Source organism: Actinomycetes bacterium, assembly GCA_024222295.1.
Lineage (GTDB): Bacteria > Actinomycetota > Acidimicrobiia > Acidimicrobiales > Microtrichaceae > JAAEPF01.
Genome location: JAAEPF010000002.1, coordinates 425,840 through 452,836, shown reverse-complemented (window position 1 = coordinate 452,836; position 26,997 = coordinate 425,840). Strand labels below are relative to the sequence as shown.

The following is a 26,997-nucleotide window of genomic DNA, read 5'->3' as shown; positions in this document are numbered from 1 at the left end:
TCAGTCGCCGTCAGGGGTCTCGAACAGGTCCCGGCGGGGATCGTCCACGAAGACCGGCGGGCGGCCCGAGTCGAAAGCGCGGATTGCCTCCGGGAGGTTGTCGGTGAAGCCGGCCATCAACTGGCTGCGATCCTCGAGGTCGATGGCGGCACGAAGACTGTTGACCTCGAGTTCGGAGCGCAGTGTCTGTTTAGTCAACTCGAGGCCGAAGTGCGAGTACTTCGCCATCGGCTCCGCCATCGAGCGGGCTTCGTCGAGCAACTCGTCGTCGGGCACGACCCGCGACACCAGACCCATCGCCATTGCCTCGGCGGCATCCACCTCCCGGCCCGTCAGCAGCAGGTCGTTGGCGTTGGCTCCTCCGATCAGGCGCGGCAGCAGCCAGCCGGCACCCATCTCCACCGAGGAGAGGCCATTCACGATCCCCGTGGCGTTGAATTCGGCGGACTCCGACGCGATCCGCAGGTCACAACCCAGCGCCAGGCACATGCCGCCGCCGAAGGCGACCCCATTCACCGCGGCGATCAAAGGCTGGGGGATCTCGCGCATCCTCAACACGAGGCCGGAGTACATGCGCATCGACCGCGTCGAGATCCTGTGCACGCTCAGGCCATCCACATTGGGGATCACCCCGTAGTCCTTGAGGTCGAGTCCGGAGGAGAAGGCCCTGCCCTCGCCGGTGAGGATTACCACGCGGCACTCGTTGTCGCGACCCACCTCTGCGAGCACCTCGTCGAGCTCCACCGCCAGGTCGATGGACATCGCATTCAGGCGGTCGGGCCTGTTGAGACGCACCACCCGGATTGCCGATCCCGGCTCGTCGACTTCGACCATTGCCATGAGTCCCCCTCGTGTCCGACTTTGGCACAACGGGCCCGTGTCGCTGGAGGGGCCCGCCGCGCCGTACCGTAGCTGCATGCCCGATGACAGCCCGCAGCCGAGCCACCCGGGCGCGGGCGCCTTCCTGTTGCGCGTCAGCGGAGCGGACCGGCCGGGCATCACCGCAGATCTGATGACCCTGCTCGAACTCGCGGGCTCGACGGTGCAGGACGTGGAGCAGGTGCTCGTACGAGGTCACCTCACCTTGGCGGTGGCGATTGACGCCCCCGCCGAAGGCCCCGACCGGATCCGGGACCTGCTCGAACACCTGGGATCGGAGCGCGACCTCACGGTGAGCCTCGAACCGGTGCCGCCCCCGACCGGCCATGCCGCCTCACTGGACGCGGTCACAGTGCTCGGTCACGAACTGGAGACCGAGCTGTCACCCAGCGAACTGGGTGCGATCGCGGGAGCGGTGGTCGCCGCGGGCGCCAACATCGAGCGCATCGTGCGCCTCGCCCGCTACCCGGTGTACGCATACGAATTCCTGGTGCGTGACGCCGACCGCACGGAGCTGCAGCGAGTGCTTGCACAGGCATCGGCCACGCACGGCCTCGACGTGGCGGTGCAGCCGGCAGGACTCGAACGGCGCGCCAAGCGACTCGTGGTGCTCGATGTCGACTCCACCCTCATCCAGGACGAGGTCATCGAACTGATCGCCGAAGAAGCCGGCTGCCACCAACAGGTGAGGGCCGTGACCGAGGAGGCCATGGCCGGCAACCTCGACTTCGAAGGGGCACTGCGCGAACGGGTCCGGCTCCTCGCCGGGCTGGAGGTCGAGGCACTCGAGCGCGCACGCAAGCGGATGCGACTCACGCCCGGGGCACGCACCTTCATTCGCACGCTCAAACGGCTGGGCTACACGGTCGGGATCGTGTCGGGCGGCTTCACGCACTTCACCGACCACCTCAAGGCCGATCTCGACCTCGACCATGCCGTTGCCAACGAGCTGGGTATCTCGAGCGGCAAGCTGACCGGCGAAGTAGAGGGCAAGGTCGTCGACCGGGCCCACAAGGCCGAGATGCTCGCCGAGTTCGCCAGGCGCGAGGGGATCCCGCTGTCACAGACCGTTGCTGTGGGCGACGGCGCCAACGACCTCGACATGCTTGCGACGGCCGGCCTCGGGGTGGCCTTCAACGCCAAGCCGGTCGTGCAGCAGGCAGCAGACACCACGGTCAACGTGCCGTTCCTCGACGCGGTGCTGTTCGTGCTCGGAATCAACCGCTCCGAGGTCGAAGACCTGCCCGGTAGCTGAAGCCCGCTGTCAGGCCGGGATGTCGACCGGCCCGACGAGCGAGCGCGCCGACGGGCCGCCGAATACGTCGGCTGACACCCGGCGGACATCATCGACGGTCACCGCTTCGATGCGTTCGAGGTGCTCTTGCACGGGCAGGACCTCGCCACGCATCACCTCACCCACGCCGAGGCGCGTCATGCGCGCCACAGGGCTCTCGAGGCCCATCAGCATCGAACCGCGCATGGCACCCTTGGCGCGCGCCAGGGCTTCCCTGTCGATGCCATGCTCCGCCAGGTCGGTGGTGATGCCCTCGATCACCTCGAGCAGCCTCGGAGCCTGTTCGGCCAACGTGGCGCAGTGCACGGTGAGCGCCCCGGCGTCGACATGCTGGGCGACTTCGGAGCCGATCGAGTACGTGAGCCCGCGACTCTCGCGCGCTTCCTGGAACAGCAGGCTGGAAGGGCCACCACCGAACACGTGGTTGAGCAGGGAAAGCGCGTAGCGGTCGTCACTTTGCACCGAAGGAGCGCGCCAGCCGATGCCAAGGTGTGCCAGTTCGGTCGGCCGCTCGTGGAATGCCCGGCTGACCACTTCACACTCGGGAGCCTGTCGCTCGGGCCTGGTGCCCGCCTTCTTGGCAGAGAACCGCGACGCAACCTCCTCGACCAGCAGGTCGTGGTCGATCGGGCCGGCGGCCGCAATGACCAGGTTGGCCGGCAAGTACCACGACTCGAAGAAGCCCCTGATGTCGTCACTCGAGATGCCCCTGATCGACTCGCCGGTTCCCAGGGTCTCCCGTCCGAGGGGGTGGCCGGGGAACAGCGACTCGAACAGGGTCACCGATGCGAGGTCGTCAGGGTCTTGCTGGGCCGCTGCCAGCTCGTCGAGGATCACGTGGCGCTCTGCATCGACTTCGCGGCTGGCGAGCAGCGGTTTGTCAAGCACATCGAGGAGGAGATCCACCGCTACGTGCGCGTCGTGCACCGGCACATTGGTGTAGAACGCCGTGTGCTCGCTCGCGGTGAAGGCATTCATCTCAGCGCCGATCGCGTCGATCGCCACAGCTATCGAGCGGGCGTCACGATCCGCCGTGCCCTTGAACAGCAGGTGTTCGAGGAAGTGCGACGCTCCGGACAGCTGCTCGGATTCGTCACGCGAGCCGACAGACACCCACGCGGCGACCGACAACATCGCCCTGTCGGGCTGTTCGTCGGTCACCACGCGCAGCCCGTTGTCGAGCAACGTGCGTCGGACGCGGTCGGTCGGTGCGCTCATAGCTCACCGACCAACCGGTCCGCGCAGGTCATCGTCGTCCGCGACCCCTGCCACCACGGCCACCACCGCGCCCGCCGGAGCGGGCGGATGACGGACCGAGGTCACCGTGCTTCTCGGCGAGCGTCTCGTCGTAGTTGGACGAGAAGCTTGCCTCGCGGCGGCGACCACCGGAGCCGTTGCCGCCACCGTTGGCGCCCTGTGAGGAGCTGCCACGGCCGGAGTCGTCGTTGCTGGAATCAGAGCCCTCGGCGTCACCGTCGGACTGGGCGGCGGCGCCGCCCTCAGTCGCTTTTGGGTCTGCGTCCGATGTGGGGGTCAGCGAGATCTTGCCGTTGGGGTCGATGTCGTCGACCTTCACCTCGATCTCATCGCCGAGAGCGAGCACATCCTCGACCTTGTTGATCCGCTTGCCGCCTCCGAGCTTGGAGATGTGCACCAGGCCGTCACGGCCCGGGAGGATGTTGACGAAGGCACCGAACTTGGTGATGTTGACCACCCGTCCGGCATAGGTCTCGCCCACGTCGGCCGTCGGCGGATCGAGGATCAGCTTGATCTGGCGCTCGGCCTCGTTGACCGCACCCATGTCGACCGCAGCGATGGCCACGACGCCGACCAGACCATCGTCGTCGACGCTGATGTCGGCGCCGGTTTCGCCCTGGATCGAGTTGATGACCTTGCCCTTCGGGCCGATGACCTCACCGATCTTGTCGGCGGGGATCTCGAAGCTGATGATCTTCGGGGCGGTCTCGGCGAGTTCCTCACGGGGACCCTCGAGCGCACCGGCCATCACGTCCAGGATCTGCAGGCGTGCGTCCTTGGCCTGGTTGAGCGCCGCTGCGAGAACATCGGCGGGGATGCCGTCGATCTTGGTGTCGAGCTGCAGTGCCGTGACGAAGTCACGCGTGCCGGCGACCTTGAAGTCCATGTCGCCGAAGGCATCCTCGGCGCCGAGGATGTCGGTGAGCGTCGTGTACTTGCCATCGGCGTAGACGAGGCCCATCGCGATGCCTGCCACCGGAGCCTTGATCGGCACACCGGCGTCCATCAGCGAGAGGCTGGAGGAGCAGACCGACGCCATCGAGGTGGAGCCGTTGGAGCTCAATACCTCGGAGACGAGGCGGACCGTGTAGGGGAACTCCTCGAGGGAGGGAACCACGGGGAACACCGCACGCTCGGCGAGCGCACCGTGGCCGATCTCGCGGCGCTTGGGGCCGCGCATGAAGCCCGGCTCGCCGGTGGAGAAGGGCGGGAAGTTGTAGTGATGCAGGTAACGCTTCTTGGTCTGCGGATCGATGCCGTCGACCATCTGGTCCATCTTCTGCATGCCGAGCGTGCAGAAGTTGAGCACCTGGGTCTCACCACGCTGGAACAGGCCGGTGCCGTGTGCGGTGGGGATGACGCCGACCTCGGCGGACAGGGCCCTGATGTCGGCCGGGCCACGGCCATCGATGCGCACGCCATCGTTGACGATGCGGCTGCGCACAGTCGCCTTCGTGAGGGACCGAACAGCTGCCTTGACCTGCTTGGTCGTGGCCTCCTCGTCACGCTCGTCGGTGACCAGGCCGCTCACCACCGAATCGACGACTTCGGCCTTGAGTGTGTCCTCGGCCTCGGAGCGCTCCGCCTTGTCGGCGATCGACTGCACGTCGACCATCTTCGAGCCCGCTGCCGACTCGACCGCGGCGAACACATCGTCGTCGTAGTCGGTCGAAACGCTGTAGGGAATGGCCTCGATCTGGCCGTACTCGGCCTCATAGGCGGACACGAGGTCCTTCTGGAGGGCGATCGCAGCCTTGATGTACTGCTTGCTCTCCTCGAGCGACGTGGCCAGGGCCTCTTCGTCGACCTTGGGAGCGCCCTCTTCGAAGTAGCTCCAAGACTTCTCGGTGCCACCGGCTTCGACCATCATCACGGCGACATCGCCGTTGTCGAGCTCGCGACCTGCGACGACGATCTCGAAGGTCGCAGCCTCGCTCTCCTGGTAGGTCGGGTGTGCCAGCCACTCACCATCGGTTGTGTACGCGAGGCGAACGGCACCGATCGGCCCGTCGAACGCAATGCCCGAGAGCATGAGCGCTGCAGATGCACCGTTGATCGAGGCGACGTCGTAGGGGTTCTCCTGGTCGGCGCCCATGACGGTGCCCACCACGTGGACCTCGTTGCGGAAGCCCTCGGGGAACGAGGGGCGAAGCGGACGGTCGATGAGGCGGCAGGTGAGGATCGCTGCCTCACCGGCGCGAGCCTCACGTCGGAAGAACGAGCCGGGGATCTTGCCCGCGGCGTACATGCGCTCCTCGATGTCGACGGTGAGCGGGAAGAAGTCGGCACCCGGACGAGGGGCACGCGCCGCTGTCGCGGTCACGAGCACCCGGGTCTCGCCGAGCCCGACCATCACGGATCCGTCGGCGAGACCGGCGTACTTGCCCGCCTCGAGGGTTAGCTTCTTGAATTCGTCGCCGGCTATGTCAGCCTCGACGCGGATGGGTTCGGCCATGATTGGCCCTCCTTGGGTCCCCTTTGGACCCTTCATGCGGCGGGCCAGTTGCCAGTGGTCGACCCCCGGGGAAAGCGCCTTTGCTCCCGTGCGACCCACTCCTGTGGAACCAGGGTGGCTACGGGCGGGGGCGGCCCGGACGTCGGCAACCGGTAACTGACCGGCTAGCCGCGGTTTTCGTTCTACTTAGAGTAGTCGATGACGCGCGGATACGCGAACGAACCGGCGCACCCCTCTCAGGGAACTGCCGGTTCGGTGTCGCTGCGGTGCTGGGCGGCCGTCGGTCCGAGCCCGTCAGCGGCGCAGGCCGAGCTCGGCGATGAGTTCGCGGTAGCGCTCCACGTCGTTGTCGCGCAGATAGTCGAGGAAACGGCGGCGCTTGCCCACGAGCATCAGCAGACCGCGGCGGCTGTGATGGTCCTTCTTGTGGGCCTTGAGGTGCTCGGTGAGGTGCTCGATGCGATCGGTGAGCAGTGCGATCTGGACCTCGGTGGATCCCGTGTCGGCGTCGCTCTTGCCGTACTTCGAGATCGTCGACTGCTTGTCGGCCAGGTTTGTGGCCTTGCGGTTGGTCATTGGTTCTCCTGGGTGTAGGACCCGGCCCCAATGGGCGTCGAAACGCACCATCGGAGCTGCCCGGCCGTTTGTCGGGCGTACCAATTGTACTCCCGCACACCTCTGCGGACCAGATCTGGATCCCTCAGGAATCACCCGGTTGTTCGAAGGTCCACGAATACCGTGGCTTGCGGTGCCGACCCACGACCTTGCGGGTCGGATCCTCCGCCACGAGGTCGAAAACCCTCGCGTCGCTCGCGTAGCAGACCTTCTCCACGTCCGCGAGGTCGGGCTTGCGCTTGCGGAGCCCGGCCGCGCGTAGCCCCTTGCGAATGCCGTCGCCGAGCGGGCCAGCCAGCAGTTCCGCCATGATCGCCGGCAATGACTCCGGATCACGCAGCAGCCACGAATGGCCGCCGCGGTTGACCGTGACCAGTGTGCCGTCGGTGCGCTCGACGGTGTCGCGAGCGGTGCGGTGCGGCACGGCCAGATCCATGGAGCCATGGATCGCCACGACCGGAACGCCGTGGCGGGCCAGTTCGTCGAGGGCGTAGCGGCTGGAACGGGTGCGCAGGATCGAGCGGATCGGCCCGAGCAGGCGCCACGGGCGCGTCGCGTGACCGACCAGCGTCGGCGCGACCAGGCGCATCAGCTTCACCGCCTGACCGGGATTCGAGAAGGTGGGAGCGATGGTCACCGAGTCGGCCAGCAGGACAAGGCCGATCGCGGCCAGCAACGGTGGGTTGACACGGAACAGATAGACCATGCGGTCCCAGGTGTCGCCCACGATTGCATCGATGAAGATCACGCCCAGGGTGCGGTCGGGCCATCGCGCACCCAGCCGGGCAACGAGCTGGCCGCCCATGGAGTGTCCCGCCAGCACGAAGCGCTCGATGCCGAGCTCGTCGATGGCACGGCCCAGCAGCTCGGCATAGTCGTTGATGTTGTGACCAGACAACGGAAGGCCCTGTGTGGCGCCATGGCCGGCTGTGTCGATCGCCACCACCCGGAAGCCCATCGCCACCAGGCGCGAGAGCGACTGGGCGTAGAGGAAGCCCTCGGCTGAGAACCCGTGCACCACCACCAGTGGCACGCCCTCGCCGGCAACGGTGACCCCCACGGTGTGGCCGTCGGACAGCAGGATCTCGTGGCGTGCGAGATGGGGCACCTCGACGGCACCTTCGGCAAGCGGCTGGTCGAGGACTGGTCCCTCGATCGGCTCAAGTACCTGAGACATCTGGCCCTTTCCGCCCCTGGACTCACACCGACTCGCCCTGAACGGTGTCAACACAAGTTACCGGCCCGAAGGGTGCATACGGAACCACTCCGCACGAAGCTACGGACAATTACCCACGGCCGCCCGCCCCCAGGGGTTCCTGCACACGCAGGGGCAGTCCCTCCCCCGCCCGTCCGCCGCCTGCTCCCCGCTGATGCGCTCCCAGCCCGGGTCAGCCCAACAGGCGCTCCGCTTCTCGGCAGTCCCGCTCCAGTTGCGCGGCCAGCGCGTCGACCGAGTCGAACTTCTCATCGGAGCGGATCCGGTTGCTGAACCGCACTGCGACCCGCTCACCGTAGAGGTCGCCCTCGAAGCCGAGTACGTGCACCTCGAGCAGCGTTGCGGCAGATTCGTCGTAGAACGTGGGGCGATGGCCCAGGTAGATCGCCGACGGAAGCACCTCGCCGCCGTCCTCGAGCACCAGGTGGCCCGCATATATGCCATCCGCGGGCATGAGCATTTCCTCGCCGATCGCCACGTTGGCGGTCGGAAAGCCGATTGTGCGGCCGCGCTTGTCGCCCTGCACCACCGGGCCGCGCATCTCGTGTGGCCGGCCCAGCATGCGCTCTGCGTCGTCCAGGCGGCCGTCATGCAGCGCCCGGCGGATCGCGGTGGAGCTCACCTGTGCATCGTCGCGGGCTGCCTCGCCGTCAGGTCCCACCAGGTGCATGCCGGAAACCTCGAAGCCCAGATCGGCGCCCATCTCGGTGAGAAGTGCCACGTTGCCGCCGCGGCGGTGTCCGAAGTGGAAGTCCTCCCCCACCACCACTTCTGCAGCGTTGAGACACCCCACGAGCACCTCGTTGACGAACTCCTCGGCCGTTTCCTTCGCCCGCTCCTCATCGAAGGTCAACACGACGACGATGTCGAGTCCGGTCTGCTCGAGCAGCTCGAGGCGCTGATCAAGGTCCGTCAGCAGCCGCGGAGCCGAATCCGGGCGGATGACCTGGGCCGGGTGGCGGTCAAAGGTGACCAAGGCACTACGGCGACCCGCCTCGGCCGCGCGGCGGCAGACATCGGAGATCACCGCACGGTGGCCCAGGTGCACGCCGTCGTACGCGCCGATGGTCACCACCGAACCCTGCTCGGGGCGTGGGCACTGAGACGAGTCCCTGACGATCTCCACGGCCAGAACGGTACTGCCCGCGGTCAGGTAGCCAGCACTACGGCGGGCTTCGCCGTGTCGCCGCGGTGCGACTCGTACACGGCCAACAGCTCACCGTCCGCGGTACTGACGGCCCAGGGGCCGCCGCCCGACCCGCGCAAACCAAGGTCCACGCGGGCAAGGACCCGGCCGTTGCGCACCAGCGCTGCAGTGGCTTCGTCCACCTCGACGGACTCCATGACCCTGGACACCTGGGAGGTCGGCGCCAGCGGTGCGGACTCCATCGGGGCGGCCTCGTCGATCCCCCACGGGCCCACAGCCGTGCGGCGCAGCCCCGACAGGTGAGCACCTCCGCCGAGCAGGTGCCCCAGGTCTGCGGCGAGCACCCGCACATAGGTGCCCGAGGAACAATCCACGCTCGCATCCCAAACCATCGGGTCGCCGGTCGAGCGCACATCGAATCGGGCCACCGTCACGGGCCGGGGCTCCCGCTCGACCTCCTTGCCCTCGCGCGCGAGCTGGTGGAGGCGCTTTCCACCGACCTTGATCGCAGAGACCATCGGCGGCACCTGCAGGATGTCGCCGGTCAGCTCGCCAGCAGCCGTGGCCACGGCGTCCACGGTCGGCGCAGCCATGTCGTGCGCGACGGTCACCTCGCCGTCTGCATCGAGCGAGTCGGTCTCGACGCCGAGGGTGATCCGCGCCTCATAGGTCTTGGGCAGGCCACTCAGGAACCGCAAGAGCTTGGTGCCCCGGCCGACTCCCAACACGAGCACGCCAGTGGCCGACGGGTCGAGGGTGCCCGAGTGGCCGACCTTCCGGGTGCCGAAGATGCCCCGGCACTTGGCGACCACATCGTGGCTGGTCCAGCCCGCCGGCTTGTCGATGACTGCGAGGCCCGACGGCCCCGCGCCGGCGGTCACTCCGCGCCGCCCCCCGGCTCGGGCGAGTCGGTCTCGTCTGAAGCGGGAGCCTGCGCCGCGATGTCGTTGAGGATTCCCTCGATCCGCATCGCCTCACTGAGCACTTCGTCGGGACTGAAGCGGATCTGCGGTGTGCGCCGCGCCCGAACCTGGCGGTTGACGACCTGTTGGATCGGCCAGCGCACCTCGTCGAGTGCCTCGACCACCTCGTCGAGGCGGTCGTCCTCCTCAGCCGCCATGGCCGAGTAGAAGACCTCGGCGGTGTCGAGGGAACCATCGACCTTCACCGCGGTGACCGTGACCAGCTCGAGTCGCTCGTCGCCGATGCGCTCGAGTTCGGAGGCAACGATCTCGCGCACCAGCTCACCGATGCGGTCGGTGCGCTGGTAGGGCCTGGGGTTACCTCGGCGTGCCATGGGGCCGCTCAGTCGCGGGGGATTTCTTCGAGGTCGTAGGTCTCGATGATGTCGCCCTGTTTGAGATCCTGGAAGTCCGAAAGGCCGATGCCGCATTCGAATCCTGCGGCCACCTCTCGAACGTCGTCCTTGAACCTGCGAAGCGAGGAGATCTCGCCCTTCCAGATGATCGTGCCCTCGCGCAGGAACCGCACCTTGGAACCGCGTGTGATCTGGCCGTTGGTGACCATGCAGCCGGCAACGGCACCGATCTTGGGCACACGGAAGATCTCGCGCACCTCGGCCTCGCCGGTGACCTGCTCTTTGAATTCGGGCTCGAGCATGCCGAGCATCGCCGACTCGATGTCCTCGAGCAGCTTGTAGATGATCTCGTAGGTGCGGATCTCAACGTCTTCGAGGTCAGCCAGCTCACGGGCCTGGCGGCTCGGGCGCACGTTGAAGCCGAGCACCGTGGCGCTGGACGTGGCGGCCAGCTGGATGTCGGACTCGGTGATGCCACCGACACCGCGGAGCACGAAGCCGACCTTCACCTCTGGCCGCTCGAGCTTGCGGAGCGACTCCGTCAGCGCCTCGAGGGAACCCTGTGCATCAGCCTTGACCACCAGGTTGAGCATCGCCTGCTCCCCGGCCTGGATCTGGGCGAAGATGTCCTCGAGCTTGGCGCCGGAGCTCATCACCGACGCGTCGCGGGCACGACCCGCCTCACGCTTCCAGCGATCGCGGGTCTCGGCCACCGAACGGGCCTTGCGCTCATCGGGGGCCACCACGAAGGCATCGCCGGCCTCGGCGACGTCGGACAGACCGAGGACCTCGACAGGAGTTGCGGGGCCCACGGACTTCACCTGTTTGCCATGGTCGTCCACCAGGGCCCTGATGCGACCCCACGCCGGGCCGGCCACCATCGGATCGCCCACGTTGAGGGTGCCGCGTTGCACCAGCACCGTGGCAACCGGGCCGCGGCCGACGTCGAGGTGCGCCTCGAGCACCACGCCCGATGCCCGGCCTTCCGGCGTGGCACGGAGGTCTTCGACCTCGGCAACGAGAAGGAGGTTGTCGAGCAGGTCGTCGACCCCGAGGCCCTCCAGGGCGGACACCTCGACCATGATCGTCTCGCCACCCCAGGCCTCGGGCACGAGGTCCTTCTCGGAGAGCTGCTGCATCACGCGGTTCGGGTCAGCGCCTTCGCGGTCGATCTTGTTGATCGCCACCACGATCGGCACCTCGGCAGCCTTCGCGTGGGCGATGGCCTCCTCGGTCTGGGGCATCACACCGTCGTCGGCCGCCACCACGAGGATCACGATGTCGGTCGCGTCTGCGCCGCGGGCGCGCATGGCCGTGAAGGCAGCGTGGCCCGGGGTATCGATGAAGGTCAGCCTCTTGCCGTTCTTCTCCACCTGGTAGGCGCCGATGTGCTGGGTGATGCCACCGGCCTCACCGGCCACGACGTTGGCGTCTCGGATGTAGTCGAGAAGCTTGGTCTTGCCGTGGTCGACGTGGCCCATGACCGTGATCACAGGCGGGCGGTCGGGAAGATCGGAGTCATCGTCGGACTCCTCGTCCGGCACCTCGAGAACCTTGCGGAGCTCGACTTCCTGTTCCTCACCGGGGTCCACGAGGGAGATCTCGGCGCCCACATCTGCGGCGAACAGCTCGATCATGTCGTCGGTGAGCGACTGGGTCGCGGTGACCATCTCACCCTGCTGCATGAGGAACCGCACGACATCGGCCGCGGTGCGATTCAGCTTGGGTCCGAGATCCTGGGGCGAGGAGGCACGCTCGACCACCGTGGTGCCCTCGGGCACCGGCGCCTCTGCGGGCGTGTACGTGGGCACGTCCATCGGCTGGAGCTCTTCGCGGTTGCGACGTCGCCTGCCTTTGCGCCGCGGCGGGCGTGGGCCGCCACCGGGGCGACCACGGCCAGGGGGGAACCCACCCGGACGGCCGCCGGGAGGACCACCTGGGCCAGCACCGGGACCTCCGCCGGGACCACCAGCGGGACCACGCCCGGGCGGCCCACCACCGCCGGGTCGGCCACCAGTGCGGGGCGGTGCTGCCTTGCGACCACCCAGACCGGGCGGAGGCGGGATCGGCTTGCCGGACGCGGAGCGCGGAGGGCTGGGCGGCGGCGGGATCGGTTTGCCGGAATCAGAGGTGGGTGGCGGCGCGGCCTCGTCGGGCGCCTGCTTGGCAGCCGGGTCCGCCGTGGTGGCGGAAGGCTCGGCAGCTGGCTCCACAGGGTCGACCTTTGCCGCCGGCGCAGCGGGCGCTTCCGCTGGTTTCGCGGCCGGCTTGGGCACGGGTGCCGCGGCCGGAGCGGGGGCTGCAGCCACCGGGGGCTCGATCGGGGGCCGTGGCTTGCCCGTGGCGGGCTTGGAGGAAACGACCTTGTGTGAAGCCGGGGCAACCTCTGCTGGCGGCTCGTCCGCCGCAACGGGCTCCACGACATCGGGCCCTGGCGCCGCAGCCGGGGCCGGGGGTTCGGGGGCCGGGGCCTGCTCAACCGGTGCCTCAGGAGCAGGATCGGGCTCGACCGGAGCCTCGGTTGCATCGCCGGCATCCTCGGCGGGCTCGTCCGGCGCGGGCTTCTTTGCCGCCGCCTTCTTCTTGGCAGGCGCCTTCTTCTTGGCGGGTGCCTTCTTCTTCGCCGCTGCCTTCTTCTTTGCGGGAGCCTTCTTCTTGGGCTCCTCGGGCTGCTCATCGCGCGTGCGGCCCTCCCGGATGGCCTTGCGGCGCACCTGGTCGGCATAGGCCTCGTCGAGCGAGGAGGAGTGGCTCTTGACCGCATACCCCATCTCGAGGCAGAGGTCGAGGCACTCCTTGTTGGTCATGCCGAGCTCTTTGGCGAGCTCGTACACGCGCATCTTTCCCTTGGCCAAGGTCTTCTTCCCGTTGATTCGTTGGGGGGTATGCCTGGGACGCGCGTCGCGCGGCCCTTGAGCGGCAGCCCTCTATCCTCGCATGTATCGCCACGGGTTACGAACCGTGTTGGCCGTGGGCGCAACGCACCGGGGCCCTGAAACGCGGATCTGTTGTGTCAGCCGGCCGATTCGTCCTCTGAGTCGGCTGCGGTCTCGGAGTCGCCTTCGGCCTCCGCCTCGACCTCGGCGGCCACGGCCTCGCCCGCTTCCACCTCGGCTGCCACCTCGGCCTCGTCGGCCGCCTCGTCGGCCGCCACCGCTTCCTCGCCGTCGGCCACGGCATCTGCGGTGTCGGAGTCCAGAGCTTCGGCTGTCTCGTCGTCCGTGGCTTGAGCATCAGCGGAGGCCTGCGAGGCTTCCCACTGCTCGTATGTGAGCGGGGCGCTGCCATCAGCCGGCTGCCACATCTGCTCGCCGGTGTCGGGGTGGGTGACCCACTCGCCATCGGCCCACGAGTCGCCGCTGTAGGCCTCTTCGTAGGCTTCCTGTTCGGCGATGTCGGTCTCGGAACGGATGTCGATGCGCAGCCCGGCAAGGCGGCTGGCGAGGCGAGCGTTCTGGCCCTCCTTGCCGATGGCGAGGGAAAGCTGCTGGTCGGGCACGATCACGTCGGCCTGAGCGGTTTCCTCGTCGATGCGCACTTCCTTGACCCTGGCGGGCTGGAGGGCTTTCATCACGAAGTCGTCGCGGTCCTCCGAGAAGGGCACGATGTCTATCTTCTCGCCTCGCAGCTCGTTGACCACCTGGCGCACCCGGGCGCCACGGGCACCCACGCAGGCGCCGACCGGGTCGATGTTGGCGTCGTTGGACCACACGGCGATCTTGGTGCGCTGGCCGGGCTCGCGGGCGCAGGCACGCATCTCGACGACACCGTCGGCGATCTCGGGCACCTCGAGCTCGAACAGGCGCTTCACCAGGCCCGGGTGGGTGCGCGACACGACGATCTGGGGGCCCTTGATGGTCTTGCGGACCTCAACGATGTAGGCCTTCACCCTCTCGCCGGGCTCGGGGCGCTCGAAGTTGACCTGCTCGGACTGCGGCAGGAGTGCCTCCACCCGGCCGAGGTCGAGCAGCGTGTAGCGAGCATCGCTCTGCTGGATGATGCCGGTCACGATGTCGCCCTCGCGGCCTGCGTACTCCTCGTACTTGAGCTCGCGCTCGGCCTCGCGGATGCGCTGGGTCATCACCTGGCGCACCGTCTGCGCTGCGATGCGGCCGAAGTCGTCAGGGGTGACGTCCAGTTCCGGCCCCTCGGGCTCGCCATCTTCATCGAGCTCCTGGGCGAACACCCGCATCTCACCGGTCTCGGTGTCGATGTTGACCCACGAGAACTCGTAGGCCTCGGGCTGCTTCTTGTAGGCAGCCTCGAGTGCCTCCGCGAGTGCTGCGAACAGCGTGTCCACGGAGATGCCGCGGTCAGCGGCAAGGGCGGTCAGGGCCTCCATCATCTCGGGATTCATTGGGTTTCCTCACTGGATTCTGTTGTTGATTCAGTTGTTGATTCAGTTGTGGTCACCCCGGCCTTGGCGGGGCGTGCTGCCTTGTTGGACCTGGCAGGCTTCTTCGGCTTGCCGGACCGGGCCGACTTGCCGGAGGACTTGTTGGACTTGCCCCGCGTGTCGGGTCCACCCGGACCCCACTCGAACACGGTGCGTGCGCTCGAGATGTCGTCGATCGAGACTTCCCGCTCCTCACCGCCTGACACGATCCTCACCGTGTTGCCATCGATGCCAGCCAGCTCGCCATCTGCACGACGTTCACCGTCGACGCCCGGCATCAGCTTCACCTTGACCCGCTCGCCGACCGCGGCTGCAAAGTGCTCCGGCCGACGCAGCGGCCGCTCGAGTCCGGGGCTCGACACCTCGAGGGTGTACGAGCCGGCGACCGGCTCGGCATCATCGAGCGCAGCGGAGATCTCGCGGGTGGCCTGGGTGAGTGTGTCGAGGTCGACGCCACCGTCGGCGTCGAGCAGGATGCGCAGTGTGCCGCCGGGCTGGTCGATGTCGTAGACGGTCAGGCCCAGGCGGCTAGCCACGGGGCCGACCACGCTGGAGACACGGTCGGTGGTTGCGCTCAACTGTGCCTCCTTCGTCGTGGTGGGCGGGTGCTCTTCGGTACCTGTGCGGATCCAAGCAAAAGGCGTGGGCAACGCCCACGCCCCCCGGAACCCGGAATTCGCCAGTATAGGACCGAAGGTGGCCTGCGGTCAGGCCGCAAGCGACGACAATCCGGGAGCCGGGTGCCGCGGGCTGCCGTACCGCCTCAGTAGGCCCGGGCCACGAGCGCGGTCACTCCGCTCGCGTCCTGGGACTCGGGCACCTCGCCGTCGGGCCCCTGCAGGCACCTGACCGTGATGGCCTGGCGGGCCAGCTCCTCCTCGCCGGCCTCTCCCAGGTCTGCCCAGGGGATTCGCGCGAAACCCGTTTCGGCCACCTCGAGCGCCTCGGCGACCGTGGACACCGGGTGCGTGTTGTCGTCGCGGAAGCTGGTGGCCTCCGCGAGCATGGCCGACTGCATCTCCTGGAGCAGGTCCGGAATCGTGCCGGCCACACCGGTCAGGCCATGGGTGACCTTCTCGGTGCCATCGCGGCGGGCGACCACCACATTGCCCTCCGCGAGGTCGCGGGGACCCAACTCGATGCGCAGCGGCACCCCCTTGAGTTCCCATTCCGTGGCTCGGCGACCAAACGCGGTGTCGGTCCGCGCGTCGAGGGATGCCCGCACACCGGTTGCCTGGAGTTCGCCCACCAGGGTTTCGGCCGCCCGGGAGACCGAGTGGTCGTCGTCGTCACGCACCACCAGCACCACTGCCTGGCGCGCCGCAAGCCTGGGCGGCACCCGCAGGCCGGCATCGTCGCCATGACCCATGATCAACCCGCCGATCATCCGCGTGGTCGTGCCCCACGAGGTGGTCCAGCACGTTTGCTGGTTGCCCTCGGAGTCGAGGTACTCCATGGAGAACGCCTTGGCGAAGTTCTGGCCCAGCTCGTGGCTGGTTCCCATCTGCAGCGCCTTGCCGTCGCGCATCATCGCCTCCAGGGCCAGCGTGTTGGTGGCACCGGCGAATCGTTCGGCCGCGGTCTTGCAGCCCACGAACACGGGCATGGCCAGCACCTCGACCATGAAGTCGCGGTACACGTCCTCGAGGATGCGGCGGGCATACGCGCCGGCCTCGGCCTCGGTTGCGTGCGCGGTGTGGCCCTCCTGCCACAGGAACTCCGAGGTGCGCAGGAACACCCTCGGGCGCAGCTCCCAGCGCACCACGTTGGCCCACTGGTTCAGCAGCAACGGCAGGTCGCGGTAGGACTGCACCCACTTGGCCATGTACTCGCCGATCACCGTCTCCGAGGTCGGCCGCACCACGGCGGGCTCCTCGAGGTCCTTGCCCCCTGCGTGGGTGACCACGGCCAGCTCGGGGCTGAAGCCTTCGACGTGCTCCGCCTCGCGCTGCAGGTAGCTCTCGGGGATGAGCAAGGGGAAGTACGCGTTCTCGGCGCCGGCGGCCTTGATGCGGTCGTCCATCTCGGAGACCATCCGCTCCCAGATCGCATAGGCGTAGGGCCGGATCACCATGGTTCCTCGAACCGGCCCGTTCTCGGCCAGTTCCGCCTTGGTCAGCAGGTCCTGGTACCACCGGGGGAAGTCCTCGGACTGGGGTGTGAGGATGGGGGCCTTTGCCATGGCCGCCGATCGTAGCGGTGCCCCCAGTTGCCCCGTTATTGCATTGCAGCCGCGGCGCGGTCCTGCGTGGATCGCGGGCCGCGTAGGTTGGGGGCATGGGTGCACCCAGGAAGCTGATGACCGCAGGCGCGATGGCCGCAGCGATGGCAACCGCCGGAGCCCTCGCCGTGAAGGCCCGGGGCAACAGCATCGCGGCCACGACCGACGACCGCCTCGATCCGTTGCTGAGCCCGCCCGAGGGCATCGAGCACCACCGGATCCCCACCTTCGACGGCGGCACGGTGCATGTCGCCGAACGAGGCAGCGGACCAGCGGTCGTGCTGCTGCACGGCGTCACGCTGCAGTGGGACGTCTGGTCGCCGCTGCTGGCGTTGCTCGGCGATGACCACCGCGTGCTCGCCTGGGACATGCGCGGCCACGGTGAGTCCCAGGCCGGGGATGAGGGCGTGTCCCTGCAGGCGGTCGGCACAGACCTCGTGACCGCGCTCTCCCACCTCGATGTCGACAGCGCCGTCGTCGTGGGCCATTCGATGGGCGGCATGGCCCTCGGCCGCACCTACGTGGACCACCGTGCCGCAGCCCAGCGGCGGATCGCGCACGGCATGTTCCTGGCCACCAGTGCAGCACCGATGCATCCGGTCGCACACGACCCGGACACGATCCGCCACGAAGCAGCCGTGCTCGTGGCCACCGGCGGAATGGGCAACCGGTTCCGCTACGGGTGGCCGGAGGGCAACCTGAGCCGGGTGATCCTGCGCAGGGCCTTCGGCGTTGACGCGACTGCAGCCGCCGTGGAACAGCTCCGCCAGATGATGGCCGACATGGCGCCCGACTCACTGACCGATGCATCGCATGCCATCGTCAAGCACGACATCCGCGACACCGTCGGTGCTAGCGGCATCGAGTCCTCGGTGGTCACCGGCACACTTGACCGCCTCACCCCACCCCGCCACGGCCGGATGCTGGCCGACAGCCTCGGAGCGCAAACCGAGCTGCACATCCTCGAGGGGATCGGCCATCAGGTCATGCAGGAAGACCCGTGGACGCTCGCGGACCTGATCCGCGAGCGCGCGGTCACTCCGAGCGGCGTCGGTTGATCAACTCCACACGCTGACTCGCGGCGTTGGCGTCATCGCCCTGCTCGTCGAGCAACGCCGCCCGGTCGCGTTCCGCTTCCCGGGCGGCCTTCTCGGTGTCAACGCGGGCCAGCGCAGCGTCGGTGCCATGCTCGGCTATGAACTCGGCCCACTCCACGAGAGTGTCGACCATTTCGGCCTCGGGCACCACGGCGACGTTCTGCCCCTTCACGAACAAGTGGCCGCGGGCGCGTCCGGCAGCGATACCGATGTCGGCATCGCGCGCCTCACCCGGCCCGTTGACCACACAGCCCATCACTGCCACCTGCAAGGGCAGCTCACGGTCAGCCAGCGCCGCGCGAGCCGATTCGGCCACTTCGATCACGTCGACTTCCGCCCGACCACACGACGGACATGCGATGAGGTCGACGTTGCTTCGCTCGCGCAAGCCGTAGGACTCGAGCAGCACCCTTCCGGCTCGGGCCTCCTCGACGGGATCGGCGGTCAGCGAGTAGCGGATCGTGTCGCCGATTCCCTCGGCAAGCAGTGAGGCGATTCCGGCGGTGGCCTTGATGTAGCCCTCGGGCAGCGGCCCGGCCTCGGTCACGCCGAGGTGCAGGGGCACGTCGGTGGCGTCCGCCAGCTGGCGGTAGGCCTCGATCATCAGCGGCACATTGGACGCCTTCACCGAGATCTTCACGAGGTCGAAGTCGACCTCTTCGAACATGGCCAGTTCGCCGAGGGCCGACTCGACCATCGCCTCCGGGGTGACCTTGTTGCCGTGGCGCTCGTACAGCGCCGGGTCGAGCGACCCGCCGTTGACGCCGATGCGGATCGGCACGTTGCGGTCGCGCGCCTCGCTCGCCACAGCCTTGATGTGCTCCGGCTTACGGATGTTGCCCGGGTTGAGGCGAAGGCCGTGTACGCCGGCATCCATCGCGGCCAGCGCCATCCGGTACTGGTGGTGAATGTCCGCGATCACCGGAATCGGGCTGCGCGGCACGATGTGGGCCAGGCCTTCGGCTGCCTCGATCTCGTTGCAGGTGCACCGCACGATGTCGCAACCCGCGGCGGCGAGCGCATAGATCTGCTGGAGCGTGCCGTCGACATCCGCCGTGCGGGTCGTGGTCATCGACTGCACCGTGACCGGTGCTCCCCCACCGACGGGTACGTCACCAACGGTTATCTGGCGCGTCTTGCGGCGCTCGAAGGTGATCGCTCCGGCTTCCATGACCGCAGACTACCGCCACCGCGTGCCGGCACCCCGACGGCGGCCGCCGGTCGCGTAGCTCAGAGCGACACGCCGCGGGTGACGTCGAGGTACACCGCGAGCAGACCCACGACTGCCAGGAGCATGACCACCGTGTAGGCGACCGGGATCATTCGGGTCACGTCCGCTATGTAGCGCTTCCTGGTGCGCTTGCGGAGCTCCTGGGCCTTCTCGTACACCGCGATCGCCACGTGGCCGCCGTCGAATGGCAACAGGGGCACGAGGTTGAACACGCCGATGAATATGTTGAGCCCGATCAGGAACCCGATCAGGTTCGACACGTTCTCTCCCGTGAGATCGGCTCCATAGGCGACCGCCCCGATGATCGACGTGGGCCGCCCGGCGTCGGTCGAGATCGCAACCTCCTCGGACGGAGTGGGTTCCGCGGTGACGTCCTTGTCGGTACCCGTGACCGTGTTGGAGAAGAAGCCCAGCAACTCGGGCGGATTGAACACGGTGGCGATCCCCACGACACTCGCGCCCACTCCGCGGCCGAACTCCACGAACGAACTCCCGACCGCACCCGTCACCGAGTCGGTGACCAGGAGTGGATCGCCGCTGACCCCGAGGAACGTGGCGGGCTCCGTGTGGCCGAGTTGGCTGCCCAGGTCGACCGTGGCGGTGGAAGTGCCGGCGCCCCCGCCGTCAGTCACCGTGAACTCGATCTCGCCGCCCTCGATGCTGCTGACGGCCGCAAGGAGATCGTCGACTCCACCGACTGACTCGCCGTTGACAGCCACGATCACCTGTCCGGTTTCGAGTCCCGCCCGCTCCGCCCGCCCGTTGGGCATCAGCGGACCCACGGTGAGCCCATCAGGCCCCTCCAGCACGTCGATGTCGCTGCCGACGGTGCCGATCACCTTGGCGCGCTGGATCAGCTCGACGTTGATCGTCTGCTCGACGCCATCGCGCTCGACGACCACCGGGACCGAGCCCGATGCGCCGGTGATCTGGTCCCGGAAGTCGCCGAAGGACGCGACCGGCTCACCTGCGAAGCTGATGATCCGATCCCCCTCGACGAGCCCTGCTGCCTGTGCGGCGCCGCCGTCGGTGAGCTCACCGACCAGCCAGCGGCTGTCGTCGGCACGGCCGATGAACGCGAACTGGACCACAAGCAACACCAGCGCGAGGGCGAAGTGCATGGCGGAGCCGGCCACTGCAACCGCCATGCGGTTGCGAAACGGTGCCTGGCGGTAGGTCTTCGCCTCGTCGGCGGGATCGACGTCCTCCAGGTTGTTCATTCCGATGATCTTGACGTAGGCCCCTGCCGGGATGGCCTTCAGGCCGAACTCGGTTTCGCCTCGACGAAACGACCACAGCCGCGTGCCGAAGCCGAGGAAGAACTCTGTGACCTTCATGCCCGACCAGCGAGCAGCCAGGTAGTGACCGAGTTCGTGCAGGAAGATCATCAGCACGACGGCACCGACCACCAGGAGCATCGGCAGCCCGCCGGTGAAGGCCAACCAGAGCACCAGTCCGAGCACGGCGCCGACGCGGGCCCACGAAGACTGCTGGGGCAGACCGGCCTCGGCGAACCCCATGGCAGCGAGCACCGGCACCAGCACGAGCACCGTGAACTGCCAACCGATTGCTCCTGTCACGACGCCGGCCAACACGAGTGCTGCGAACAGGGCGATCCCGCCCACCCGCGCGAGTCGGTTCTCGAACAGGCCGCGGCCGGTGTCCTCAGCGCCGGGAGCGCCGCCACCGTCGGCAACGGGAGTCGACGCGTCGTCGGGCCGGCGATCGGGACCTCCGCCGGCTGACCTCGTGTCCTGGTCGGTCATGCCTTCACTCCTGCCTCGAGCAGCTCCCTGGCCACCCTACGGCCGCCGGCATCGGCCTCCATCACGTCCTGCAGAGTGGCCGCGGCTACGCCCGGCCAGTGGTCCATCACCGAGGCAAGCACCGATGCGATGTCGATCCAGGCGATCCGACCCTCGAGGAACCCCTCCACCACCTCTTCGTTGGCGGCGGAGAGCCACGCCGGGGCGGTCCCTCCTTCGCGACCGGCGCGGTAGGCGAGGGAGAGGCACCCGAACGAGTTGCGGTCGGGTGGCTCGAAGTCGAGCGAGAACGCCTCGCCGAAGTCGATCTCACCGAATGGCGTGCCAGTGCGATCGGGGTACGCCAGCGCGTAGGCAATGGGCAGCCGCATGTCGGGCAGGGACAACTGGGCGATCGTGGCGCCGTCGGAAAAGGTGGCCATCGAGTGCACTATCGACTGCGGGTGCACGACCACATCGATGTCGTCGTAGCCGACCCCGAACAGCTCGTGGGCTTCGATCACCTCCAGGCCCTTGTTCATCAGGGTCGAGGAGTCGACCGTGATCTTCGGGCCCATCGACCATGTGGGGTGAGCCAACGCCTCCTGCACGGTGACCTGCTCGAGATCGGAACGGCTGCGACCGAGGAACGGCCCTCCCGAGGCCGTGAGCACGACCTTGTGGAGCCGGCGCGTCCCTTCACCTGCACGCAGACACATGTGCACCGCTGCGTGTTCGCTGTCCACCGGGATCAATTCCGCTCCCGGGGTCTCGCGCAGAGGCTGCACGATCGGACCCGCGGCGATCAGCGACTCCTTGTTGGCAAGCGCCAGACGCTTGCCAGCACGCAGCACTTCGAGGGTCACCGAAAGACCCGCGAAGCCGACGACGCCGTTCACGGCCACGTCGGCCACGACTGCGGCCTCGGCCATGGCGTCTGGCCCGACCAGCAGCTCCGTGCCGGCAGGGAGCTCGGAGCGCAACTCCGAAGCGCCTGACTCATCCGCGATCGCCACGACCTTCGGGCGCAGCTTGCGCGCCTGCGCCGCAAGTGGGCCGACGGAGGATCCGGCACCGATGGCGACGATCTCGAAGCGGTCCTCTTCGGCCGCCACGACATCAACCGCCTGGGTGCCGATCGACCCGGTTGATCCCAGCAGGGCGACAGTGGTCATCGGGCTACAACTGTACCGGTGGCCCCGTCGTGGCCCCCTGCGGGCTGTGGATCGACCCAGCCACGCCCGAACCGTCGGTGGAGCCGGCTCGTCGTTGGATCGTGGCGCTCAGGCGGTCCAGATGCCGAGCGGAATCGTGACGAGGTATGCCACCGGCAACACGAACAGCATCGAGTCGAACCGGTCGAGCACCCCACCGTGGCCCGGCAGCACGGATCCCATGTCCTTGATGCCGAGGTCGCGCTTCACGAACGACTCGCTGAGGTCTCCGACCGGCGCGGCGATGGCACAGAGCAGGGCGAACACCACGGTCTCGAAGAAGCTGTCACCTATCGGCGAAATGAAGCTCACGATGATCGTGGTGGCGACCACGGACACGACGAGCCCGCCCCCGAAGCCCTCCTGGGTCTTGTTGGGACTGGCCTCCGACAGCGGCGTACGGCCGAACTGGCGACCGATGAAGTAGCCGCCGATGTCGTATGACACCGCGGCGATCACCGCCGCGATCAGCACACCGATGCCCGGGTTGGTGTCGAGGCCGTTGCGGTCGGCCACCACGTCACCCAGGCCGAGGAACAGCCCCGCGAAGGAGCCGAGCATGCCTATCCACATCACGCCGAGCAACGTGATCGCCAGGTTGGGTACGGACCCCTCTCCGGGGGACACCAGCAGGTACCAGATGAGGCCCGACAGGACCGTGATCGCGAGCACCACCGGATACGCGGACAGCCCGAACAGTGCCGGGCCGATCATGAGCCCACCCAGGGCCACCAGGCCGACGAGGGTCGCGGGGTTGTAACCCACCTCGCGCACGGCGCTGAAGTACTCGAAGCCGGCCAGCCCGACGACCGCTGTCGCCAGCAACATGGTGGGGACCGTGCCGAGCGTGAAGCAGATGAGACCCAGGGCGACCAGGCCTACGCCGACAGCGATGGCGACGGGCAGGTTGCGGTCACCCGAGCCGCCACCGGAGCCACGTCCGGGCGGTGGCCCACCGGCGCCCGGGCCCGACTGGCGCCGGGGCCGCTCGCGCCTGCGGGACTCGGTGTCGACCGGCTCGTCACGCGGGCCGAATGCCGCGAGCGGATCGCGATCGGCCTCGCTGTCGAAGAACTCGTCCGCAGCGGCCGGTTCGAGGCCGCCACCCTGGCCACCGAGGGCACCCAGCCGTGGCGAGTCCTCGACGAGATCGTCGAATCCGCCACCGCCGTGGTCGGACTCGTCCATCCAGCGCGGTTGGCCGGCGGAGTCGGCTTCGTCGACGTTCTCCTCGGTTACCACCTTCGGGACCTGCCCCGTGGCGGGCTCGGTCCAGTGCGGAAGCACGAACGAGTCATCGCTCTCATCGGGTTCATACGCCGAGTCGTCCTCGAACAGCGGCTCACCGGGTGCAACGCGGGCATGACCTGCGCCCTCGGCGGGTGGCTCCGTGGAGCCGTCGGCCGGCACGATCGGCACCTCGCCGAAACGGTCACCGGGCCCGGTTGGCGGGTTCTCGGTGGACGAGATGGTGATCTTCGGTAGATCGCCGTGGTCCTCCGGGGAGTCGGGACGGTCGCCATAGCGCTTGGAGCGGTCGCCGCGACGAACCACGTCGTGGCGCCCGGTCGCCTCGGCTGCCTCCTGCGCGCCGAGGATTCGCACGCCCTCGGTTGGCTCGCGTGGAGTCGCCGCCGGCTCCTCCTCGCCGGACTGGTCGTCGTCTCGTGTCTCGTCGTCGGTCATCGGATCCTCCGCGGTGGCGAGCTCTCGCTCACGCCTCCATCAGCTCCGCTGTCTTGTGGTCGAGGGCTTCATCGATCGCTTGCTCGTACTTCTTGGTCATCTTGTCCAAGGATTCCTCGTACCGGCGGAGGTCGTCCTCGGAGAGGTCGCCGTCCTTCTCCATCGATTCGAGGTCCTTGCGCGCATCGCGCCGGCTGCCCCGAAGGGCGTTGCGGCTCTCTTCGGCACGCCCCTTGGCCAGGCGAACGAAGTCCCGGCGGCGCTCCTCGGTGAGCTGGGGGAACGTGAGGCGGATGGCCGCACCGTCGTTGGAAGGATTGAGCCCGAGGTTGGCGTCGATGATCGCCCGCTCGATTCCGTTGATCGACCCCTTGTCGAATGGGCTTATCATCAACATGCGCGCATCGGGCACCGAGAACGAGGCCAGTTGCTGCATGGGCACGGTGCTGCCGTAGTACTCGACGGGCAGCTTCTCGACCAGCCCCGGGTTGGCGCGGCCCGTGCGAATCCCGGCGAACTCCTCACGCGCGTGATCGACCGCGCTGGACATCCGCTCGCCCGCGTCTTCGATGATGGCCTCAGCCAGCTCGTCACTCATTCGGACCAGCTTCGCACACAAGCACACCGAACAGTGTGAAGCGTCCGATCAGGAAACCACGGTACCGACGTGCTCCCCGCCGAGCAGGCGTGCGACGTTGCGGCCCAGCAGGTCGAACACACAGATCGGAAGGTCGTTGTCCATGCAGAGCGAGGTGGCCGTGGAGTCCATGACCTTGAGCTCTCGCTTGAGCACCTCCATGAACGACACCTCGGCGAGCATCTCTGCGTCCGGGTCGGTGCGGGGGTCGGCCGTGTACACCCCATCGGTGCCGTTCTTGCCCATCAGGATGGCCTCGGCATCGATCTCGACGGCACGCAGAGCGGCGGTGGTGTCCGTGGTGAAGAACGGGTTGCCCGTGCCGGCGGCGAAGATGACCACACGGCCCTTTTCGAGGTGGCGGATGGCGCGACGACGGATGTAGGGCTCGGCCACCTGGGACATGTGGATGGCGGTCTGAACCCGGGTGGGCTGGCCCAGGCGTTCGAGGGTCTCCTGCAGCGCCAGCGCGTTGATCACGGTGCCGAGCATTCCCATGTAGTCGGCCTGGGCGCGGTCCATGCCCGCTCCCTGGCCACTCATCCCACGCCAGATGTTGCCGCCGCCGACGACCACGGCGATGTCGACGTCGAAGATGGCCTTGGCGTCCACGAGCTCGGCCGCGAGGTCGTTGATGACGTCGCCGTCGATACCGAAGCCGGTATCACCGGCGAAGGCTTCGCCCGACAGCTTGATGAGGACCCTCGACCAACGTGGCTCCAACCGCTCTGGTGTGCTGGAACCGGAAACGTTGCCCACGGGTGCCCTCCTGCAGGGTTCGGGTTGGGTGTGATCGGTTGCCCGTGGTTGCCGGCCGGAGCCGGTCGACAACCACGAACGGGTCAGGCTCCGATGTACGCCTGTGCGAACCTGACGATCTTCGCGTCGCCGAGCTTGTCCTGCACGGTCTCCTTGTCGCCGAACAGGCCTTGTTCGGGCAGCACGCGCTCGCCGTACCAGGAGTTGAGGCGTCCCTCGACGATCTTGGGGATCGCCTGCTCGGGCTTGCCCTCCTTGATGGTGAGCGCCTCGAAGCCTTCGCGAGCCTTCTCGACCAGCGCAGCGTCGATCTCGTCGCGGGTGAGGGCATCGGGCTTCGCAAAGGCGCAGTGCAGGGCGATCTCATGGGCGGCCTCGTCGTCGGCACCCTCGATCTCGATGACTACGCCGTTGGCCCCACGACCGTCCTGTACGTGAACGTAGGCGTCCACTCCGTTGCCATCGGCCGCTTCGAAGTAGGCCACCTCGCCCAGCGCGATGTTCTCCTTCTTGGCGATCTTGAGGTCATCGACCGCCTTGACGTTGGCCTCCGAAGTGGCCGCATCGGGGCCTTCGGCCAGCACCGCGTCGGCAAGCTGCTGGACGAGGCTCGAGAAGTCCTCGGCCTTGGCCGAGAAGTCGGTTTCGGACTTCAGCTCCACGAGAGCGACCTTGTTTCCGTCGCGGGCGACTGCGACCGCACCCTGGCTGTTCTCGCGGTCCTCGAGGGTTGCGACCTTCGAAAGGCCCTTTTCACGCAGGATCTGCGCAGCCTTGTCCATGTCGCCGTCGGCCTCGGTGAGGGCCTTCTTGGCATCCATCATGCCGGCGCCCGTGGCATCGCGGAGCGCCTTGACGTCCTTGGCTGTGAACTCGGGCATCAGGCGTCTCCTCCGGTGCCCTCGGCCTCAGCAGGGGCTTCGGAGGGCGTCTCGGAGGGCTTCGCCTCCTCGGCTGGCGACGCCTCGGGCGCGGGCTCCGCCTTGTTTGCTGCAACGCGGGCTTCGCGCTGCGCAGCAGCGGCAGCGGCTTCGGTACGGGCCTTTGCCTGGGCCTTGGCGTGCTCGGCTTCCTCGTCCGCGCTGCGCTCCTTCGGAGCGGCCGCTTCGGGGTGCTTCTTCGAGCGCATGATCTTGCCCTCGATGACGGCGTCGGCGACCACACGGCACATGAGGTCACCCGACCGGATGGCATCGTCGTTGCCCGGGATGACGTAGTCGATCACGTCGGGGTCACAGTTGGTGTCCACAACCGCCACCACCGAGATGCCGAGCTTGTTGGCCTCGGTGACCGCGATGTCTTCCTTCTTGGTGTCGAGGATGAACACGGCGTCAGGAAGGCGCTCGAGGTTGCGGATGCCGTTGAGGTTGCGCTCGAGCTTGATGAGCTCGCGGTTGAGAAGCAGCGCTTCCTTCTTGGGCATCACGTCGAACTCGCCCGAGTCGCGCATGCGCTGCAGGTTCTTCATCTTGGCGACGCGCGTGGAGATCGTCTCGAAGTTCGTGAGCATGCCGCCCAGCCAGCGCTGGTTGATGTAGGGCATGCCGCACTTCTCGGCGTAGCCCTGGATCGGATCCTGGGCCTGCTTCTTGGTGCCGATGAAGAGGATCGTGCCGCCGTCGGCGACCAGATCACGGACGTAGGTGTAGGACTGCTCGATCCCCGCGAGGGTCTTGTTGAGGTCGATCAGGTAGATGCCGCCCCGGTCCCCATGGATGAATCGCTTCATCTTGGGGTTCCAGCGGCGGGTCTGGTGCCCGAAATGGACTCCCGCCTCCAGCAGCTGCTTCATGGTGACTACTGCGGTCACGATGTCTCCTTCCCTTCGGT

Annotated in this window: 21 protein-coding genes and 1 pseudogene; 2 read left to right on the top strand and 20 right to left on the bottom strand. The window is 67.8% G+C overall.

The window, feature by feature from the left end:
- Positions 1-840, bottom strand: a complete 840-nt coding sequence (locus GY812_02115) for an enoyl-CoA hydratase (GenBank protein MCP4434280.1) — start codon at positions 838-840, stop codon at positions 1-3.
- A 76-nt stretch (positions 841-916) separates the two neighbouring features.
- Here GY812_02115 and serB point away from each other — a divergent pair, with 76 nt between their 5' ends.
- Positions 917-2,134, top strand: a complete 1,218-nt coding sequence (gene serB, locus GY812_02110) for a phosphoserine phosphatase SerB (GenBank protein MCP4434279.1) — start codon at positions 917-919, stop codon at positions 2,132-2,134.
- A gap of 9 nt (positions 2,135-2,143) precedes the next feature.
- On the opposite strand, the gene GY812_02105 is transcribed toward serB, so the two are convergent.
- The 11 genes and pseudogenes from GY812_02105 to GY812_02055 form a co-directional block, all read right to left on the bottom strand.
- Complete coding sequence (locus tag GY812_02105; GenBank protein MCP4434278.1) at positions 2,144-3,391, bottom strand: insulinase family protein; 1,248 nt, start codon at positions 3,389-3,391, stop codon at positions 2,144-2,146.
- A gap of 28 nt (positions 3,392-3,419) precedes the next feature.
- Positions 3,420-5,885: a polyribonucleotide nucleotidyltransferase gene (locus GY812_02100; GenBank protein MCP4434277.1), complete on the bottom strand. Its 2,466-nt coding sequence runs from the start codon at positions 5,883-5,885 to the stop codon at positions 3,420-3,422.
- Positions 5,886-6,179: 294 nt separating this feature from the next.
- Positions 6,180-6,461: a 30S ribosomal protein S15 gene (rpsO, locus tag GY812_02095; GenBank protein MCP4434276.1), complete on the bottom strand. Its 282-nt coding sequence runs from the start codon at positions 6,459-6,461 to the stop codon at positions 6,180-6,182.
- 124 nt (positions 6,462-6,585) lie between these two features.
- Positions 6,586-7,677 carry an alpha/beta hydrolase gene (locus tag GY812_02090; GenBank protein MCP4434275.1) on the bottom strand — a complete coding sequence of 364 codons (1,092 nt, stop codon included), beginning with the start codon at positions 7,675-7,677 and terminating at the stop codon, positions 6,586-6,588.
- 211 nt (positions 7,678-7,888) lie between these two features.
- A complete protein-coding gene (locus tag GY812_02085; GenBank protein ID MCP4434274.1) occupies positions 7,889-8,842 on the bottom strand; it encodes a bifunctional riboflavin kinase/FAD synthetase in 954 nt (317 codons plus the stop codon).
- 23 nt (positions 8,843-8,865) lie between these two features.
- Entirely contained in the window at positions 8,866-9,744 is an 879-nt protein-coding gene (gene truB / locus GY812_02080) for a tRNA pseudouridine(55) synthase TruB (GenBank protein MCP4434273.1), read from the bottom strand.
- Complete coding sequence (gene rbfA / locus GY812_02075) at positions 9,741-10,160, bottom strand: 30S ribosome-binding factor RbfA (protein ID MCP4434272.1); 420 nt, start codon at positions 10,158-10,160, stop codon at positions 9,741-9,743. The genes truB and rbfA overlap by 4 nt, the downstream gene beginning before the upstream one ends.
- A gap of 8 nt (positions 10,161-10,168) precedes the next feature.
- Positions 10,169-13,021 (bottom strand): translation initiation factor IF-2, encoded by a 2,853-nt coding sequence (gene infB / locus GY812_02070; protein ID MCP4434271.1) that lies wholly within the window; start codon positions 13,019-13,021, stop codon positions 10,169-10,171.
- 383 nt (positions 13,022-13,404) lie between these two features.
- Positions 13,405-14,538: pseudogene (gene nusA, locus GY812_02065) on the bottom strand (transcription termination/antitermination protein NusA).
- Positions 14,535-15,155 carry a ribosome maturation factor RimP gene (locus GY812_02060; GenBank protein MCP4434270.1) on the bottom strand — a complete coding sequence of 207 codons (621 nt, stop codon included), beginning with the start codon at positions 15,153-15,155 and terminating at the stop codon, positions 14,535-14,537. Before GY812_02060 ends, nusA begins: the two are co-directional and overlap by 4 nt.
- Before the next feature lie 185 nt (positions 15,156-15,340).
- Complete coding sequence (locus tag GY812_02055) at positions 15,341-16,759, bottom strand: proline--tRNA ligase (GenBank protein ID MCP4434269.1); 1,419 nt, start codon at positions 16,757-16,759, stop codon at positions 15,341-15,343.
- Between the two features lie 95 nt (positions 16,760-16,854).
- On the opposite strand from GY812_02055, the gene GY812_02050 reads away from it, so the two are divergent.
- On the top strand, positions 16,855-17,856 hold the full coding sequence (locus tag GY812_02050) for an alpha/beta hydrolase (GenBank protein MCP4434268.1): 1,002 nt from the start codon (positions 16,855-16,857) through the stop codon (positions 17,854-17,856).
- On the opposite strand, the gene ispG is transcribed toward GY812_02050, so the two are convergent.
- From ispG to rpsB, 8 genes are all read right to left on the bottom strand, one after another.
- The gene (ispG, locus tag GY812_02045) at positions 17,834-19,066 is read right to left on the bottom strand and encodes a flavodoxin-dependent (E)-4-hydroxy-3-methylbut-2-enyl-diphosphate synthase (protein MCP4434267.1); all 1,233 of its coding nucleotides are present in this window, start codon (positions 19,064-19,066) and stop codon (positions 17,834-17,836) included. The two genes, GY812_02050 and ispG, sit on opposite strands and share 23 nt — an antisense overlap.
- 59 nt (positions 19,067-19,125) lie before the next feature.
- Positions 19,126-20,892: a hypothetical protein gene (locus tag GY812_02040; GenBank protein ID MCP4434266.1), complete on the bottom strand. Its 1,767-nt coding sequence runs from the start codon at positions 20,890-20,892 to the stop codon at positions 19,126-19,128.
- On the bottom strand, positions 20,889-22,046 hold the full coding sequence (locus GY812_02035; GenBank protein MCP4434265.1) for a 1-deoxy-D-xylulose-5-phosphate reductoisomerase: 1,158 nt from the start codon (positions 22,044-22,046) through the stop codon (positions 20,889-20,891). Before GY812_02035 ends, GY812_02040 begins: the two co-directional genes overlap by 4 nt.
- A 108-nt stretch (positions 22,047-22,154) precedes the next feature.
- Positions 22,155-23,771 carry a phosphatidate cytidylyltransferase gene (locus GY812_02030; protein ID MCP4434264.1) on the bottom strand — a complete coding sequence of 539 codons (1,617 nt, stop codon included), beginning with the start codon at positions 23,769-23,771 and terminating at the stop codon, positions 22,155-22,157.
- 28 nt (positions 23,772-23,799) lie between these two features.
- The gene (gene frr, locus GY812_02025) at positions 23,800-24,369 is read right to left on the bottom strand and encodes a ribosome recycling factor (GenBank protein ID MCP4434263.1); all 570 of its coding nucleotides are present in this window, start codon (positions 24,367-24,369) and stop codon (positions 23,800-23,802) included.
- Positions 24,370-24,417: 48 nt separating this feature from the next.
- The gene (locus GY812_02020; GenBank protein MCP4434262.1) at positions 24,418-25,131 is read right to left on the bottom strand and encodes a UMP kinase; all 714 of its coding nucleotides are present in this window, start codon (positions 25,129-25,131) and stop codon (positions 24,418-24,420) included.
- A 119-nt stretch (positions 25,132-25,250) separates the two neighbouring features.
- Positions 25,251-26,048 carry a translation elongation factor Ts gene (gene tsf / locus GY812_02015; GenBank protein ID MCP4434261.1) on the bottom strand — a complete coding sequence of 266 codons (798 nt, stop codon included), beginning with the start codon at positions 26,046-26,048 and terminating at the stop codon, positions 25,251-25,253.
- Positions 26,048-26,977, bottom strand: a complete 930-nt coding sequence (rpsB, locus tag GY812_02010) for a 30S ribosomal protein S2 (protein MCP4434260.1) — start codon at positions 26,975-26,977, stop codon at positions 26,048-26,050. Before rpsB ends, tsf begins: the two co-directional genes overlap by 1 nt.
- Positions 26,978-26,997 lie beyond the last annotated feature (20 nt).